Below are 17225 nucleotides of genomic sequence, written 5' to 3'. Positions count from 1 at the left end.
GCTATTCCCCAGACGCGATCTTTCTTCCCCGCGGATGATGCATTCGATGCACTTGCTTCAATCGCCCCAGAGCGACATGCGTGTACACCTGCGTTGTTGCAATATCCGCATGTCCCAACAATGTCTGGACACTGCGCAGGTCCGCGCCATGCTCCACCATATGCGTCGCACAGCTATGCCGCAGCTTGTGCGGGCTCGCATGATGGTTCGTCGACCGCACCATCTCCCACACCCACTGCCGAGTCAGCGGCCTGCCGCGAACACTCAGAAACAACGAACGCTGTCTTGTCACGCCTTCAAGCTCCGAGCGCCCCAGCTTCAGATATCGTTCCAGAGACTCCACCGCCGACCGCCCCAGCGGAACAATCCTTTCCTTATCTCCCTTGCCTCGAACCAGAGCTCGACCTGCATCCAGCTGCAAATCTTCTACGTGCAATGAGCAGATCTCGCTCACCCGCAATCCCCCGGCATACAGCAGCTCCAGAATTGCGTGATCTCGTAGCGCCAACCCATCGGCATCCGGAACCCTGGCCGCTACGCCGGTCCGCTCCAGCATCTCCGTGACTTCATTTTCCGCAAGACTCTTCGGCAGTATCTTCCAGCTCGACGGAGTCTCCACATTCACTGTCGGATCGTGCGTAATCTTCTTGTCCATCAACAGCCAGCGATAGAACCCTCGCAGCGCGCTCAGCTTGCGCGCAATCGAACGTGACTCAACGCCGTTCCTGCGCAACCCCTCCATAAATCCCGAGACATCTTCCTGCCGCGCCGTTACCAGGAGCCCGTTGCTCCCCTCGACATGCTCAGCAAACTGCTCCAGATCACGCCGATAGGCATCACAAGTCGCGGGTCGCATGCCCTTCTCCACGCGCAGATACACCATGTACTCCCGTACAATCTGCACGTTTCCGGGCACCTGAGGTTGTCCTTGCATGGCTTCATTATCTCCGCGCACGCCCCTCGCCAACCGTCGCACAATGCACCCGGTATCCACCTCGGTACGAACCGGACAACACACCCTCTCTTCCACAGGAGACCCCATTCACTCGCCAACCCGTTCGGCTTGCTAAACTTGAAGCAGTCATGTTTGAGAATCTCTCTGAAAAACTCCAGCGATCCTTTAAGAACCTCCGCGGCCAGGGCACCCTTACCGAAGAGAACATCTCCGACGCCCTGCGCGAGATCCGCATCGCCCTGCTCGAATCCGACGTGAACCTTGCCGTCGTCGACCAGCTCATCGAGCACATCCGCACCCGCGCTCTCGGTTCTCAGGTCGCCACCGCTCTCTCACCCACCGAACAGATCGTCAAGATCGTCAACGACGAGCTCGTCAATCTCCTCGGCAAGGACACCGCCCGCTTCCAGAAATCCTCGCAGCCCCCCTCCGTCATCCTCATGGCAGGCCTGCAGGGCTCCGGTAAGACGACCACCTCCGGCAAGCTCGCCCAGTGGCTCAAAAAGGCCGGACACCGCCCCATGCTTGTCTCCGTCGACGTCTACCGTCCCGCCGCGCGCGAGCAGTTGCGCCTAGTCGCTCAGTCCATCAGTGCCAATCTCTACGAGGGCAAGGTCGAGTCCGCGAAGCCCGGTTCCGACGACGTCCTCCGTCTCGCAAAAGAAGCCAAGCGCGAAGCCGCCAACTTCGGCTGCGACATGCTCATCGTCGACACCGCCGGCCGCAACCACATCGACGCCGAGCTCATGGACGAGATGGCGGCGCTCAAAAAGCTGCTCAACCCCTCCGAGATCCTCTTCGTCGCCGACGCCATGACCGGCCAGGACGCCGTTAACTCCGCAAAGGCCTTCAACGATCGCCTCGCCATCACCGGAGCCGTCCTCACCAAGATGGACGGCGACGCCCGCGGCGGCGCTGCCCTCTCCATCCGCCACATCACCGGCCAGCCCATCAAGTTCCTCGGCACCGGCGAAAAGCCCGACGCCTTCGAGCCCTTCCACCCCGACCGCATCGTCTCCCGCATCATGGGACACGGTGACATCGCCACCCTCATCGAGCGCGCCGAAGAAAAACTCGACAAGGGCAAGGCCGAGGCCTTCGCCAAGAAGGCCCTCTCCGGCGACGGCTTCACCCTCGAGGACTTCCGCGACCAGCTCCGTCAGATCAAAAAGATGGGCTCCATGAAGTCCATTCTTAAGATGCTGCCCTCCGTCGGCCCCTTCGCCGGAATGTCGCAGGCCATCGACAACGTCGACGAAGGCCAGTTCACCCGCGTCGAATCCATCATCAACTCCATGACCAAGCGTGAGCGTCTCGACCACGAGATCATCAACGGCTCCCGCCGCAAACGCATCGCCCACGGCTCCGGAACCAGCGTGCAGGACGTCAACAACCTCCTGCGCCAGTACGCCCAGATGCGAAAGGTCTTCAAGACCATGGGCTCAGGCGGCGGCATAAAGGCCCAGCAGAGAATGATGAGCCAGCTTCAAGGACGGCAGCGCTTCGGTAGATAAGGGAGACGAGAGTGATTCTCGAATGTAAGCATTGCTCTGCGCTTGTAGACGCTAAAGTCATCGCGACGCATGATGATGGAGGTACATACGACGATGAAGGCAATTTAGAGGACGTTCCAGGGAAATGGACTTTTGCATCCTGTCCCAGATGTCGTCTAGCCATGCTTGCGGTTCAATGCGATTATGGCCGTGGATTCGATGACGATCCTCCATCCAGAGTATTTCCCCCTCGCGACAGGCAGCTTGGATGGCACGTTCCGGACTCGATTAAAAAAGCTTTCAAGGAGGCGGTGGCTTGTTTCAAGGCGAAGGCCTTCACAGCCAGCGCCATCATGTGCCGGAAAACATTAGAAGGTTTATGTGCGGAACATGGGATAAAAGCCCCGAACCTATCCCAAAGCCTGAAAAAGCTGAAGGACAACCAAATTATCGAAGCCAGACTCTTCGAATGGGCCGAAATGCTTAGAACACTCGGTAACGAAGCAGCGCATGGTGTCGAATGCACAATTTCGAAAGAGGACTGTCAGGATACGCTCGATTTCACTGAAGCGCTTGTCCAATATGTGTTCACATACCAAGATCAGTTTCAGCGTTTCCAGAAACGTCGCAAGAAAAATCCTTCAGACGAATCAACCACTAACTGAATGCGGAGCTCGGCGAACCTGTCCAAAGATCGATGAGCGATTGTTATCTACTCAAGAGCGCTCACATCGGAGATTAGATTTGACCCTAATGTTCTGACAAGCGGAATGAATCTTTGGACGGGTGGCCCACATCTGACCGAACCACCACCAATCGGGTGCCCCATATCTGGCAAAGCCAGATGTGGGATCATTCGCGCAAAGCGCGAACCCGATACCCTAAAATCAACCCATGCCGCTGGGCCTTAAGCGCTACCAACAAGAAGACGACGACCACTTCATCACCTTCAGTTGTTACCACCGCAAACCCTACCTCAACACCCCGTCATCCAAAGACACCTTCCTGAGATCCCTCGAACAAACCCGCTCCACCTACGGCTTCGAAGTCCTCGGCTACGTCGTCATGCCCGAGCACATCCACCTCCTCGTCTCCGAACCTCCCCATGCCCCACTCTCCAAGGCCCTCCAGGCCTTAAAAATCTCCGTCTCCAGAAACCTCACTGAGCGCCCCTTCTGGCAGACCCGCTACTACGACTTCAACGTCCACACCCACAACAAGCGAGTTGAAAAGCTGAAGTACATCCACCGCAACCCCGTCACCCGAGGTCTGGTCTCCCACCCCCAAGACTGGCCCTGGTCCTCTTACCGCCACTACCTTCTCAACGAACCCTCCCCCGTCCTCATCACCCAACCCTGACTGAACCACCACGAATCGGGTGCGGGTGCCCCACATCTGGCAAAGCCAGATGTGGGATCATTCGCGCAAAGCGCGAACCTGACACCTAAAATCAACCCACGCCCGTCCGAGCCCGGAAAGTATAAGCTGTTCGAAGGAGACTGACATGGAACTCGCCATCTTTGTCGCTATCTTTGCAGCCCTTTTCCTCCCGCTATTGATAATTCTGTCGGGAGAGCGATGGAGAGCAGCAGAGGACAAGGCACGCGCACGCCGTATCGCCGACGCCAGGATGAATGCAAGACTCCTGCGATTCAACATCTGATGGGCGGGTGGCCCATACATCAAAATCCAACCGATACATCGGGTACCCCATGATTGGGATCATTCGAGCGAAGCTCGAACCGTTTTGCTTAAGGGCACGGCTTTAGAGCCTGCCCTGAGCGCAGTCGAATGGGTGCCGTAGAATCGCCCCACGAAGCGGGCTACCTCACTGCCGTAGGCCTGAGCGAAGTCCAAGGGACGAAGCGACTGATCTGTTCGCACCGCCACCCCGATCAGGCGATCACCCAAAATTCCTGTCAAGCCCCTGGGCTTTGTATAAAACCCACCAACACTCCTCATCCAAAACAAACCAAACCACTTCCCCACCGGAAAACAAATCCTCTGAAACTGCTTTTTTACTCACCTCAACTCTCTACAATAGAAGCAGGAACAAAAAGGCCCCGGCACTCGCCGGGGCTTCCCTATTTAACTCGCAGTTTTGCAATCGGATTGCGCCCGAAGTCCAGACTTAAACAATCTACTTTGAAGACTTTGCACGAAAACAAGGGGGATACCCATGCACAACGAAGCTACACTCAACAACGACTAGGCCGATAATGGCTACCAGTGCCACCACATCTTCCCCGATAACGCCCGCTGCGGTAGTCCGCGAATGCGCAACGAGCAGTTCTGCTATTACCACCACGACTCCCGCCGCCCCGTCGTTCGCCCGCACGAGCGACTCGCACGCCGCAGCACCTTCTCTCTCTTTACCCCCACCGATCACGATGCGATTCAGGAATCTCTCGGCGAACTCCTCATCCGCATCGCCGCCAACGATATCGACCCGCGCCGCGCCGGCCTTCTCCTCTACGGCCTCCAGATCTCCTCTGCCAACCTGCGCCGCAAGCAACGAGCTCAGCAAACCCAGCCGGTGAAGAGGTCGTAGAGTAGCGAAGAAAATTGCGATCGAAGTTGTTCTATCAGCGGCTCACTATGGAAGTCTGTCAAGTGCAGAAAGCACGTCAGCAGGTTCGGGACGAACGCGGAAGTCTGCGTGGCCTTCGGAGAAGGCGATTGTATTCTCCCGGTCAATGATGAACGTCGCGGGAATTGGAAGGCGCCAGCTTGCCTCGGTTGCGGTGTGATAGCTGAGCCCCGCATTGTTGAAGGGGATATTGACGAGAATCGATTGGAAGTAGCGACGTTGTTCCTGCGAGACGCTGTAAGCTACTCCGAACTGCTCTGCGATGGTGCATCCCGCGTCCGTGAGGAGCGGAAAATTCAACGCGTGTTGATCGAGCATAAAGACATTTTGGCGCGGGGCCTGGGGCGAGATTGCTACAAAGATCGCGTTTCGGCTGCGTAATTCAGAGATGAGATCGCGCCAGGTTTCAAGCTCGGTGACGCAGTACGGACACCAGCGGCCACGAAAGAATTTGATGACAACCGGACCAAGCGCGACAAGGTCACCGGAGTGAACCGGCTTGCCAGTCCGCGCATCGGGAAGAGAAAAGGCTGGTGCGGTTGTTCCAGGTTTCAGGATGCGCTCTTCAATTCCGCTGGCGAAGAGTTCAGCGATCACCTTTTCTGAGAAGGCAAGGCGCTCCGGTTGCACCAGTGCACGGGTGTTCTGAGTGATACGGTCGAGCTGGTCCTGAAGCGAGGTATTAAGCGAGGAAGCCACGTATCTATTATCGCAGCCCCTTCGCTAACCAGCATGGTTCACTACATTGCGGTTGCCGTGGAGCCGGAGTGACAGGAGACCGTAGTGGCTGCAAGGCCTTTTTCGCCAGAAGGCTTCTTCGAAGAACGCGGTGAAGAGATCGAACCGTGTGTCGCAGGAAGCGATTTGAGCAGGGAAGTCAGGCGTTCAAAAGCCTGATCGCGTGCGGTTTTATTCGCAGGATTGGTGTTACCCGGGTCTTCTCCTGCACGCATAAAGCCATGCCCGGCACCATCGTAGGTAACGGGATCGAACTTTTTGCCCGCGGCCTTCATCGCCTCCGTGGTAGCTGGAAGGGTGGCGCCGATGCGTGAATCGTTTCCGGCATAGAAGCCATATACAGGAGCCGTGATCGTCGAGAAGTCCGAAGGCGGCGGGCCATAGAAGACAAAAGCGGCGGCGAGGTCTTTACGATGTGCTGCGAAGGCGAAGGATTTTCCTCCACCCCAGCAGAACCCGGCGGTAACAACCGTGCCGTTCGAGGCCGGAAGCTTCTTCGCATAATCGACGGCAGCATCGAGATCGGCATTAACGACGTCGGCGTTCAATCCGGAAACTGCTTTGGTGATGGCGTCCACTCCAGCAAAGGAGTCGGTTCCACCGCCATCCGGGCCAGAGCCGGAGAGCAGATCAGGCGCCACAACAATGTAGCCAGCCGCGGCTAGTTCGTCAGCCATCTCCTTGGCCCAATCCGACAAACCGAAGATCTCGTGGATCAGAACGACAACAGGAACTTTGCCGCTGACCTCGGGATAGACAACGAAGGCCTGCAAAGACCGGTTGCCATGCTTTAGAGTGACGTATTCGCGATGGCGCGGCGAAGCGTCAAGCTTTGTCTTCGCCCACTGCTGGGCAAAGCCAGGAACAGAGACGGTCAACACGAGGGCGAGGAGGCAAACCACAAGTCGGCGCATGCGAGGAGTGTATGCCGAGATAATCTGACTCGACAATGCAAAAGTGATGTGTGGGTTTATCTCCGCGACGAGCCACCCAGCAACGATCCAAGCACGCCACGTACGATCTGGCGCCCGACGGTGCTTCCCATGGTGCGAGCTGCGCTCTTGACCATCGCCTGTACAACGGTGTCGCCCCGGCGTGAACCTCCACTGCCGAATACACCTCCGAGCATCGTTCCTGCGGATTCAAGACTGCCTAACCATCCAGAGCCATGCTCGACTGTGCCTGCGCCTGCTCCGCCAGAGGCAGGACTAGAAGCTGCGGTCGAAGTCGCTACTTTGCCTTTTAATTTCTCGTAGGCTGATTCACGATCCACCGGTGTGTCATACACTCCTGCAACGACAGACGACTGAATAATTGCGGTCCTTTGCTCGGGAGTAATGGGGCCAATCTGGCTATGCGGTGGCAACACCATTGCACGTTCGACGATTCCGGGAATTCCTTTGTCGTCGAGGAAGGAGACCAGTGCTTCGCCGACCCCGAGCTGAGTGATGGTTTCCTCTACATCGAGCTTTGGGTTGGCGCGGAAGGTCTGCGCCGCGGATTTGACTGCCTTCTGGTCTTTCGGGGAGAAGGCTCGCAAGGCGTGCTGCACACGATTACCAAGCTGCCCGAGTACCGTGTCGGGGACGTCAATAGGATTCTGCGTCACAAAGAAAACGCCGATGCCCTTTGAACGAATCAGCCGGACGACCTGCTCGATTCGCGATTGCAGCACCGAAGGAAGATCGTTGAACAGCAGGTGAGCTTCGTCGAAGAAGAAAACCAGCTTTGGCTTTTCCGGATCTCCCACTTCTGGAAGTTTTTCGAACAACTCGCTCATTAGCCACAAAAGAAACGTCGCGTACAACTGTGGCGATTGCAGCAGCTTGTCTGCTGCCAGGATATTCACGACACCTTTGCCGTGCGCATCGGTTTGCAGTAGGTCTTCGATATTAAGAGCAGGTTCGCCGAAGAAGAGATCTCCACCTTGTTGTCCCAAGGCAACAAGTCCACGTTGAATCGCTCCGACGCTTGCTGCTGAGATGTTGCCATATTGTGTCTGGTATTCTTTGGCGTTTTCGGAGACATGCTGCAACATTGCCTGAAGATCCTTCATATCCAGCAAGAGCAGTCCATTGTCGTCGGCAATCTTGAAGACCAGTGTCAGAACGCCGGTCTGAGTCTCATTCAGATTGAGGATTCGGCTCATCAGGAGCGGCCCCATCTCACTGACGGTTGCCCGCACCGGATGTCCTTCTTTTCCGAAGACGTCCCAGAAGACGACGGGCGTACCGCTGAAGCCCCATTCGCCGAGTCCCAGAGACTTTACCCTATCCTCGAACTTGGGAGAGCTTTTTCCGGGTTGGCTGATGCCCGAAAGGTCGCCTTTTACATCGGCGGCAAACACTGATACGCCGATGTTGCTCAACGCTTCGGCCATCACCTGCAGGGTCACAGTCTTGCCGGTCCCGGTTGCTCCGGCGACCAGGCCGTGCCGGTTCGACATTCCAGACAGAAGGTATAACTCGTCTGCGCCTTTGGCGATCTCCATCTGCGACATTCCAGATTCCTCCCAACGTGTATCTATCAGCCTACAACGATGTGTCCTTCACCATGCGCACAACCTCAATCGACTCATTGGTCCCTACCGGAACCACTACCCGATCGACTTCGCGATAACCTTTCAGCGTGTATAAGGCAACACCGGTCAGAGTGCTTCCCATTTCGAAGCGGTGAAATCCAGCTTGCCTCGCTGCCTCTTCTGCTGCGGCCAGAATCTTACTGCCAAGCCCCATACGCGCAAATCGCGGATGGATAAAGATTGCTCGCACCTTTGCTGCATCGACTGCTGGATCCAGCAGTTCGGATTCAATTCTTTCCACCTGGTGGTCTCCGCCATACAGGGTCTTACGCTTCGACCATCCACCACAGCCCGCCATCTCGCCATTCTCGGAAAACGCGACCAGGTAAGTTCCGTCTTTAATCAGTTGGCTATCGAGAGTAAAGACGGTCCGCAGCGATGCGTCGATCTGGGCTGGTGAATAGTCACCAGCCTGAAGACCTCGTACAGAAGCATCGATCAATTCACGAATACTAGCAACATCTTCTGCTGTTGCTATACGCAAGGAAAAACTAGCCATTGGGTCAGTATAAAAGCGCTGTTCAACGGGTCTGCGCATTCGATCCGTTGAACAGCTGGAACTCACGGATTCCGGCAGAACCGATGGTCGAGAGAAGATTCAGACGAACACGCTGTGCTGTAACAGGCGGGAAGATATCGATCTTTTTATGTCCGATGGCCTGGGCATGGACGATCTGTTTCCAGGCTCCGTTCTGGAAGACTTCGATGCTGTACTCCTCGACGCGCTGGCCCTCGTTGAGCCATTCCATGGTGAGGGTGCGGTCGAAGGTTACAGGCTTGTCAAAGCGGACTTCGAGAGTGGCGTGGCGTTCGGGAGCTGACCAGAAGGTGGAGGGATCATTATCGATCGCTGCATTTGCAGGATCGTTGAGGACATGTGTTGCCTGGCGGGTGAGGTTATGCTCAGGCCCATAGAGGCGCTGGATGGCTTCGCCAAACTCGCGAAGACGGGTGGCGTCGGATTCTGGTAGGCGGCCGGTATCATCTGGTGCGATACCAAGCATGAGCTGTGCTCCGTGTCCGACGGTCTTGTTATAGACGTGGACGAGTTCATCAACGGTTTTGAGCGAAGCCTCATCATTGGGATGCCAGAACCAGTGCAGCTTGCGCAGCGGAGTATCGGCTTCGACAGGCCGCCAGCGCAGGTAGCCGGTGCGGTCGATGACGTTCCAGTTTTCGTATGGGACGGTGCCATCTTCCGACCCGACCCAACGGATGTCAGCATTTTTATAGAGTGCGGTGTCTGCGAAGACGAGGGTGTTGGGCTGATAGGTGCGCAGCTCTTGAACAATTTTGTCGAAGTCGTATGTGCGCCCGGCAGAGCCTGCGCCGTCGAGCCAGAACTCGGTGAGTGGACCGTAATGGCTGGCCAACTCGGTGAGTTGCGCGAGGTAGTACTTATCGTAAGCGGCTGGGTCAGGGTATCGAGAATCGTGCCGGTCCCAGGGGGAGAGATAGACACCGAAGCCAAGCCCAGCGCGATGGGCGGAGGCGGAGGCGAGACGGACGAGGTCGCCTTTACCGTTCATCCACGGGCTGGCTTTGACGGAGTAGTCGGTGTGAGCGCTAGGGAAGAGCGCGAAGCCGTCGTGATGTTTGGCGACGAGGACCGCATACCTTGCTCCTCCGGCTTTGGCGGCCTGCATCCACTGGTCGGTATCGACGTGGCTGGGATTGAAGACGGAAGGGGAGGCGGTTCCATCGCCCCACTCGCGATTGAGGAAGGTGTTGGTAGAGAAGTGGATGATGACCCCAATTTCGAGGTCCTGCCAAGCAAGTTGAGCTGGGCTTGGTTTGACATCAGGAAAACTTTGGGCCGGAGCGAGTGGCGTTAGAAGGGCTGCGGCGATCAAGACGATGCTCTTCAGGTTTGGCTTGGTCATGGATACTCCCCCCGGTACAAAAATGCACAAAGTATTCGGAAAAAACAGTTTAGGTTTGTACTTGATGGTTCGGACAGGCGATGAAATGAGCATAACAAAAGCCCGGGGAGTGCCCGGGCTTTTCCACTTGTCTATAGGTTTAGTTTAACAGGCGTGTCAAGAGGCTAGGGTGTGGAAAGCATTCAGGACCTGGAGCGTTGCTCGCGCTGGTAGGCGATTCCAGCCTGAAAGTTTTCGGCGATTCTCTCGGATTTGGCGATGACGACGGAGGCTGCTTCGGGTAGGAAGATCTCGCGGGCGGTTTCGGCAAAGAGGGCGAGCCAGCGAGAGAAGTGATCAGGGTCGAGAGGGAGCTGGAGGTGGGTCATCATGGGGTCGCCCTTGTAGCGGCCGGTGGTGAGCAGGACGGTAGACCAGAAGTTCTTAAGGGTGGCGAGATGATGGGGCCAGTCACCGACGATGGCGTTGAAGATAGGGCCGATATCAGGGTCGCGGCGAACCTTGTCGTAGAAGGTGTCGACGAGGGTGGAGATCTCGGCTTCGGTGATCAAGGGTTCCATGAGGACATTTTAAGACTCGCTCAGCCAAAATGACACCGTGAAGGATTAGCGTTGCCAATTCTCTTCAGCGAGGCTGCAGAAGATCCAGACGGGAGGAATCACTGAGTTCCTGCGAAAAGTCTGGACGGATCGTTGAGCGTTTATCTTCGTAGAGCAGCTTGTCACAGATGAGGAAGAGTTCCTCCCATGTGTCGAGGGAAGGCTGCATCTGGGCGAGTCCAAAGCTGGCGGTGATCTTTGTCTTGACCTGGCCGTAGAGGATGTCGGTTGCGGCGATGGAAGCTCTCAGGCGTTCGGCGATCTCGGTGGCTTCATCTTGCGCGGTATTGGGAAGAAGGATGGCGAATTCGTCGCCACCGATGCGAGCCAGAAGGTCGCCGGGACGGATTCCTCGCTGAAGGCAGGAAGCAACGGCGATGAGAGTGGCGTCGCCGCAGTGATGGCCATAGGTGTCATTGACTCCCTTAAAGTCGTCGAGGTCGATGATGATGGCGGAGAAGGGGGAGGAGTCACGCTTGCAGGCGAGGATGCTCTTCTCAGCGGCGACTTCGATTCCGCGACGGTTGAGGGTGCCGGTGAGCGGATCGGTGGTCGCTTGCACTTCGAGCTTGCCGCGCAGCATGGCGGCGGTCATCCAGACGTAGGAGATCATGATGCCGCCCTGCAGGGAGCAGTTCGCAATGAGAATCCAGACGAGGAAGGGGCCAGCATCGAGATAGTTTCGCGGCGCTCCATGGAGGAAGACTCCGGTGAGCCGCACGAGATTGCTGAGAGACAGCGCGGACATCATCAGGGCCAGCGAGGTACAGGGGATCCGGATCGCCGGATCATGGGTACGGAAGAGAAGGTAAGCAGTCTGGGCCTGCTGGAGGCAGAGCAGAAGGCTGTATGCGATGAGCCGTTTGCTGGTGTCGGGCTGAATCCAGCCGTACTGCACCATGGCGATGACCATCAGACAGAGCAGGCCGGCTTGGAGATAGAACTGGTGGGTGCGCGCGTTGAAGAAGTCGCGGACCGAGGCAAAGAGAAAGGCGTAGCCGATGGAGACGGGGATGGTTCCGATGAGGATGGAGATGGGAGCAGGAATGTGTCCGCGAAGGGACACAGCGAGGGCTCCAAGAAGAACAAAGAAGCTGTAGGCGCAGAATCCGTTAACCCCCTTCATTCCCTTATAGAGCCAGGAATTGGTCAGGGTGAGGACACAATACAAGGCAAGAAAGACAACATGCTCGACATGGAGTGTGTGGATGTCCAATGGGAGTGCCTCGGGGAAACCGAAAAGACAATTTTATGCCAATGGGATAGGGTTTGGTCACCTACTGTGTTTACCAATGAGTAATGGGGTGGCATCTCATCAGCCCGTTTTGAATAATGAGTCGTTTCGCCCTGCGGGTGCCCGATGGTCAGTAGTTTGGAATGTATGCTCCCGGCCTCTTGTAGATTGGAAGGCATAACTTTTACGGGAGGGACTTGTGAATCGATTCCTAGCGGCTTTTCTTCTTCCAGCGATGGTGGCTTCCGCGGCTGATCTTCCAAGCAAGAAGTATCTGGATCTTGCCAATATCAAAGTCATGGTTGCGGCGGCAGAGGCAAAGGCCAAAGAGCTTAATGTTTCCGTGACGATTTGCGTCGTGGATGAGAGCGGCAATCTGCTTTTTCTGGAAAAGGGCGAAACGGCCTCACTGAGTACGATTCAATTTGCTCAAAGGAAGGCCCGCCATGCGGCCTTCTACGGCAAACCTTCCAGAGAAGGAGCAGAGACGATCAAAAAGGGCAGCACGGAAGCGCTGGCATTTCCGGAATTCTTCCCGAATCAAGGAGGGTTGCCGATTAAGGTGAATGGGCAGCTTCTGGGTGGGATATCCGCGAGTGGAGCCAAATCGGAGATTGATGAAGCCATTGCGCAATCCGGTCTTGACGCGCTTCCCAAACAATGACGATCTGATGTCTACCTTACGGGGAAGCAATCGGGGTCGTTTGCGAATACGACTGGGCCTGAGAATCTACGTTCGATTTCGGTTCGGATTCATGGGTGGCCTGGGTTGAGGGTTGAGAGCGAAGCTGGGTTTGCTGAGCTCGTTGCTTGCGGCGCAGGTTGGCAGAGGAGATCTGGAGGCCGTAGAGGAGAAGACCGGCGCGGCGTGGGTCGATGTCGTTGGCGGCGATGCGGATGAGGAGCTCGCCGAGAGATTCCTGGATGGCGTCGTGATCGGTGGGGGTAAAGAGAGAGAAGGTGCTGCGACGTGCGAGTCGCTCGTGCGGGCGAACGACGGGGCGGCGGGAGTCGTGGTGGTAGTAGCAGAACTGCTCGTTGCGCATTCGTGGACTGCCGCAGCGGGCGTTATCGGGGAAGATGTGGTGGCACTGGTAGTCGTTATCGGGCTGGTCGTTGTTGAGTGTGGCTTCGTTGTGCATGGGTATCCCCCCTTGTTTTCGTGCAAAGTCTTCAAAGCAGATTGTTTAAGTCTGGACTTCGGGCGCAGTCCGACTGTCAAACTGCGAGTTAAATAAAGAAGCCCCGGCGTGTGCCGGGGCTTTGCTTCTTTCCCTACTTTCTATTGTAGAGAGTTGGGATGGGTAAATCAGCACTTTCCAGAGGTTTGTTTCTGGGTGGGGAAGTGGTTTGGTTTGTTTTGGATGGAGAGTTTGTACAGGGGAGTGAGGGGCTTGACAGGTTTGTTGGGACGCTGAGATTCAGACTCAAGCTATAGAGGGTAACAGCAAGGCTTTTACGATATGGGGCCAGCCCCTGGGAAAAGGTCAGGAAGGGGCCAAATGTAACGTAGGTTTAAGGATGAAATGTTTTGCCTTGCTCCATCATGGCAAGAATCATCTTCATCCGTTTTTCTCTGGTTTCCGGCTTCTTTGCCGTTTCGAGGCGATAAACAATCGAATAAACATTTGTTTTGTTAAGCGTATTAAAAAATGCCTTTGCTTTTTTATTTTTACTCAATTCCTTCAGAAAATCTTCCGGCGGGAGAGCATCCTTGGATGAAGCATAGGCAGTTTCCCATCGGCCATCTGCTTTTGCTGCTTCAACTGCCTCCATCCCTGCAGGGGTCATCTCTCCTGCTTTCATAAGGCGCTCTACATGCTGAGTGTTTATTTTCGACCAACCGCTTTTAGGGTGTCTTGGTGTGAATTTCTGAAGCCAGGATAGTTTGTCGAAGGTTTTTTTCTGGCCATCGATCCAGCCATAGCAAAGTGCCTGATCCAGCGCTTCAGCATAGGTCACAGATTTCTCATGCGAATCTCTTTTGAAAATGCGCAACCATATACCTTCTGAATTCACATGGTTTTTCTCCAACCAATGTCGGAAATCCACCGCTGTTTTGAAATGCAAGGTTTGCATAAATTGTGTCCCTTTACTGCATCATAGTCAGAAGAGTTTTTGTAGTTGCCCAGTTCCGTGTTGTAGCACCGGCAGACAATTTCTTTTCGATAGCGGTATTAGAGAGCTTGGTATTTCCATACCTATTGGGACAATAGAGATAAATTTCACGACCAATGATATAAAACTGCTCCCGGCCCAATCACCAAAAGCAATCGAAGATCGGCTGCCTATATGGGGATACGGCCTAGAAGCGGTTCGCGCCTGCGAATGCTCCCCTTCATGCGATGAAACCGCATGAAGAGGACACCCGATAAAACGATTAAAAGAAATAAGCCGCAGATCTTCTGAACTGCGGCTATTTGAGGTTCCTCTACTTATTCTTTCGATACAACTCAATCAGGTTCGTTGTCGAGCTGTCGTGATCCAGCTTCGGCTTGTCCTTTGATTCCAGCTCACCCAGAATCTTCGTCGCCAGAACCTTGCCCAGCTCAACACCCCACTGATCGAAGGAATCAATGTTCCAGATCACACCCTGGGTAAACACTGCATGTTCATACAGCGCCACCAACTTGCCCAATGCAGCTGGGGTCAGCACGTCAGCAAGAATCGTGTTTGAAGGGCGGTTTCCTTCGAAGACGCGATGCGGAACAAGCCAGTCCGGAGTACCCTCGGCCTTCACCTGCTCCGCCGTCTTGCCAAATGCAAGCGCTTCGGCCTGTGCAAACACATTCGCGACCAGCATGTCGTGGTGGCGTCCCAACGGGTTGAGCGACTTGTAAAAGGCAATGAAATCGCAGGGAATTAGGCGGGTCCCCTGATGAATTAGCTGATAGAACGAGTGCTGCCCATTGGTCCCGGGCTCGCCCCAGTAGATCTGCCCCGTCTGATAGTTCACCTTTGCGCCATCCAGGGTCACGTGCTTGCCGTTGGACTCCATCGTCAACTGTTGCAGGTATGCCGGGAAGCGCTTCAGATATTGCTCATACGGCAATACAGCCTGCGTCTGCGCATCGAAAAACTCCGTGTACCAAATACTCAGCAGCCCCAATAATGCCGGCAGGTTCTTTTCCAAAGGGGTCGTCCGGAAGTGCACGTCCATCGCATGGAAACCCGCCAACATCTCATTAAAATTTTCGGGCCCGATTGCGATCATGGTCGAAAGGCCGATGGCCGAGTCCATCGAGTAGCGTCCACCAACCCAATCCCAGAAGCCGAACATGTTTTCTGTATCGATGCCGAACTTTGCGACTTCTTTAGCGTTCGTTGAGATCGCGACAAAGTGCTTCGCGACGGCCTTCTCATCTCCCAACGACTTCAACGCCCACTCACGCGCGGTGTGAGCGTTCGTCATGGTCTCGAGCGTGGTAAACGTCTTCGACGCCACGAGGAACAAGGTCTCGTCGACATTCAGATCCTGTACCGCTTCAGCAAAGTCTGTGCCATCCACATTGGAGACGAAACGAAAGGTCAGATCACGCTGGCTATAGTGCTTCAACGCCTCATAGGCCATCACGGGGCCCAGGTCGGAGCCTCCAATGCCAATATTCACAATATTGCGGATTCTCTTGCCGGTGTGTCCCCTCCACTCGCCGCTCCGAACCCGATTAGCAAAAGCAGCCATCTTCTCTAATACTTTGTGGACCTCAGGTACGACATTTTCGCCATCCACAACGATCGATTCATTCTTCGGTGCGCGCAGGGCAACATGCAGAACGGCACGGTTCTCGGTAATGTTAATCTTCTCGCCGTTGAACATGGCCTCCGTGCGCTCGCGTAGCTTCGACTGCTCCGCAAGCTGCACCAGGAGTTTCAATGTCTCATCGGTAACGCGGTTTTTGGAGTAATCGAGAAAGAGACCTTCCGCTTCAGCCGTCAGACGCTCTCCACGAGTTGGATCTTCCTTAAATAGATCTCGCAGATGCCTCCCACGAATCTGATCCGCGTGAGCCTTCAGGGACTTCCAGGCCGGACGATCGACGAGAGGTGTGGAGCTGGTTGCGGTCTGCATGTGCTTTCGTGTTCTCCTCTTCTACTTTGTTGTTAAATCAGGCGTCTTAACTTCAGATGTGCTCTGGGCACAAAAAGGAACATCTCCGGCTGTATCTTCTCATAGGCTGTATGCCCATGTAGGAAACAGGACTTGCAGGAGAAGAGGTCGTGCGTTTATCGTATGTAAAGACCGGCTATCGCCCTCGAGGTCGGCCTGAAAGGGGTACCATGAGCCTTACTCCGCGCCGCCCGCTTCCGTCTGAGCCTCTCCCTCCTGCACCTTCTGCACCCGCACCTCAAAAGCAGACACCCGCGGCCGCGCTGGATGTCTTTACCGGAGACCCAAACTTTATGACCTCGCTTGCGCGAGGTCTTATTGTTATTCAGGCCTTCACCCAGCAGAATCCCCAGATGACGATCTCACAGCTCAGTGTGCGCACGGGACTCTCTCGTGCCGCAGTTCGGCGCTGTCTGTACACGCTGACCAAACTTGGCTTTGCAGGTGCTGAAGACGGCTCCCGCTACTCCCTGCGCCCCCGTATGCTGACGCTCTCGCATACCTACACGGCTTCCAACACGCTCTCCTCGGCCGCGCAACCTATTCTCGAACGCATGTCTTCTGCGCTACGCGAGTCTTTTTCAGTCGCCACCCTGGATGGTGAAGACATCGTTTATGTCGCCCGCACCACCGTCAATCGAGTGATGGCGGTCGACCTTCATATCGGAAGCCGCCTGCCCGCCTACTGCACCAGCATGGGTCGCATCCTGCTCGCGTATCTCCCACCCGAGCAACTTGAGGCTTATCTTTCCCGCGTCAATCTCGTTCCACACACCACCCGCACAGTAACTTCCCTTGAAAAACTGCGGATGTTGCTAAGAAATGTGCGACGCAACGGATATGCCCTATGCGACCAGGAGTATGAAGTTGGGTTACGCTCCCTAGCGGTTCCAGTCTTCGCACCAAACGGTCGAGCCGTGGCCACGATCAATCTCAGCGGAAGCGCACCCCGGCTTTCGACACTCGAGATGCAGACCCGGTTCCTTCCGCATCTTCGGAATGCAGCCAACGAGCTTGCGGTCTTTCTCCGCTGATAACTGCCTA

Annotated in this window: 18 protein-coding genes; 7 read left to right on the top strand and 11 right to left on the bottom strand. The window is 55.6% G+C overall.

The annotated features are described in order from the left end of the window. Position 1: 1 nt before the first annotated feature. Positions 2–934 carry a site-specific tyrosine recombinase gene (locus H7846_RS07830; RefSeq protein WP_186695903.1) on the bottom strand — a complete coding sequence of 311 codons (933 nt, stop codon included), beginning with the start codon at positions 932–934 and terminating at the stop codon, positions 2–4. 149 nt (positions 935–1083) lie between these two features. Here H7846_RS07830 and ffh point away from each other — a divergent pair, with 149 nt between their 5' ends. The 5 genes from ffh to H7846_RS07805 all read left to right on the top strand — a co-directional run bounded on the left by ffh (position 1084) and on the right by H7846_RS07805 (position 4999). Then, positions 1084–2469: a signal recognition particle protein gene (gene ffh, locus H7846_RS07825; protein WP_186695902.1), complete on the top strand. Its 1386-nt coding sequence runs from the start codon at positions 1084–1086 to the stop codon at positions 2467–2469. An 11-nt stretch (positions 2470–2480) separates the two neighbouring features. After that, entirely contained in the window at positions 2481–3113 is a 633-nt protein-coding gene (locus tag H7846_RS07820; RefSeq protein ID WP_222597558.1) for a DUF4145 domain-containing protein, read from the top strand. 229 nt (positions 3114–3342) lie between these two features. Further along, positions 3343–3807: an REP-associated tyrosine transposase gene (locus tag H7846_RS07815; RefSeq protein ID WP_186695901.1), complete on the top strand. Its 465-nt coding sequence runs from the start codon at positions 3343–3345 to the stop codon at positions 3805–3807. A gap of 145 nt (positions 3808–3952) precedes the next feature. Further along, positions 3953–4111 carry a hypothetical protein gene (locus tag H7846_RS07810; RefSeq protein WP_186695900.1) on the top strand — a complete coding sequence of 53 codons (159 nt, stop codon included), beginning with the start codon at positions 3953–3955 and terminating at the stop codon, positions 4109–4111. Between the two features lie 612 nt (positions 4112–4723). Then, positions 4724–4999: a hypothetical protein gene (locus H7846_RS07805; RefSeq protein WP_186695899.1), complete on the top strand. Its 276-nt coding sequence runs from the start codon at positions 4724–4726 to the stop codon at positions 4997–4999. Between the two features lie 45 nt (positions 5000–5044). Here the strand turns inward: H7846_RS07805 and H7846_RS07800 are convergent, their stop codons facing one another. From H7846_RS07800 to H7846_RS07770, 7 genes are all read right to left on the bottom strand, one after another. Beyond that, positions 5045–5737, bottom strand: a complete 693-nt coding sequence (locus H7846_RS07800; protein ID WP_186695898.1) for a peroxiredoxin-like family protein — start codon at positions 5735–5737, stop codon at positions 5045–5047. Between the two features lie 41 nt (positions 5738–5778). Then, positions 5779–6690: a dienelactone hydrolase family protein gene (locus H7846_RS07795; protein WP_186695897.1), complete on the bottom strand. Its 912-nt coding sequence runs from the start codon at positions 6688–6690 to the stop codon at positions 5779–5781. Positions 6691–6746: 56 nt separating this feature from the next. Further along, positions 6747–8276: a helicase HerA-like C-terminal domain-containing protein gene (locus H7846_RS07790; protein ID WP_186695896.1), complete on the bottom strand. Its 1530-nt coding sequence runs from the start codon at positions 8274–8276 to the stop codon at positions 6747–6749. Positions 8277–8307: 31 nt separating this feature from the next. Next, complete coding sequence (locus H7846_RS07785) at positions 8308–8895, bottom strand: GNAT family N-acetyltransferase (protein ID WP_255460933.1); 588 nt, start codon at positions 8893–8895, stop codon at positions 8308–8310. Further along, positions 8879–10240, bottom strand: a complete 1362-nt coding sequence (locus H7846_RS07780; protein ID WP_186695895.1) for an alpha-L-fucosidase — start codon at positions 10238–10240, stop codon at positions 8879–8881. The genes H7846_RS07785 and H7846_RS07780 overlap by 17 nt, the downstream gene beginning before the upstream one ends. Positions 10241–10422: 182 nt before the next feature. Next, a complete protein-coding gene (locus tag H7846_RS07775; RefSeq protein WP_186695894.1) occupies positions 10423–10800 on the bottom strand; it encodes a group III truncated hemoglobin in 378 nt (125 codons plus the stop codon). Positions 10801–10864: 64 nt separating this feature from the next. Continuing rightward, on the bottom strand, positions 10865–12055 hold the full coding sequence (locus H7846_RS07770) for a GGDEF domain-containing protein (protein WP_186695893.1): 1191 nt from the start codon (positions 12053–12055) through the stop codon (positions 10865–10867). Positions 12056–12272: 217 nt separating this feature from the next. Between H7846_RS07770 and H7846_RS07765 the strand changes: the two genes are divergently transcribed. Then, on the top strand, positions 12273–12737 hold the full coding sequence (locus tag H7846_RS07765; RefSeq protein WP_186695892.1) for a GlcG/HbpS family heme-binding protein: 465 nt from the start codon (positions 12273–12275) through the stop codon (positions 12735–12737). A 16-nt stretch (positions 12738–12753) separates the two neighbouring features. On the opposite strand, the gene H7846_RS07760 is transcribed toward H7846_RS07765, so the two are convergent. The 3 genes from H7846_RS07760 to pgi all read right to left on the bottom strand — a co-directional run bounded on the left by H7846_RS07760 (position 12754) and on the right by pgi (position 16142). Continuing rightward, positions 12754–13215 carry a hypothetical protein gene (locus tag H7846_RS07760; protein ID WP_186695891.1) on the bottom strand — a complete coding sequence of 154 codons (462 nt, stop codon included), beginning with the start codon at positions 13213–13215 and terminating at the stop codon, positions 12754–12756. Positions 13216–13588: 373 nt separating this feature from the next. Then, positions 13589–14152 carry a YdeI/OmpD-associated family protein gene (locus tag H7846_RS07755; RefSeq protein ID WP_186695890.1) on the bottom strand — a complete coding sequence of 188 codons (564 nt, stop codon included), beginning with the start codon at positions 14150–14152 and terminating at the stop codon, positions 13589–13591. 352 nt (positions 14153–14504) lie between these two features. Further along, complete coding sequence (gene pgi, locus H7846_RS07750; protein WP_186695889.1) at positions 14505–16142, bottom strand: glucose-6-phosphate isomerase; 1638 nt, start codon at positions 16140–16142, stop codon at positions 14505–14507. Between the two features lie 209 nt (positions 16143–16351). Here pgi and H7846_RS07745 point away from each other — a divergent pair, with 209 nt between their 5' ends. Then, a complete protein-coding gene (locus H7846_RS07745; RefSeq protein ID WP_186695888.1) occupies positions 16352–17215 on the top strand; it encodes an IclR family transcriptional regulator domain-containing protein in 864 nt (287 codons plus the stop codon). Positions 17216–17225 lie beyond the last annotated feature (10 nt).

It is taken from the genome of Edaphobacter sp. 4G125 (assembly GCF_014274685.1).
GTDB lineage: Bacteria > Acidobacteriota > Terriglobia > Terriglobales > Acidobacteriaceae > Edaphobacter.
This window is presented reverse-complemented; position numbering and strand designations above follow the sequence as displayed.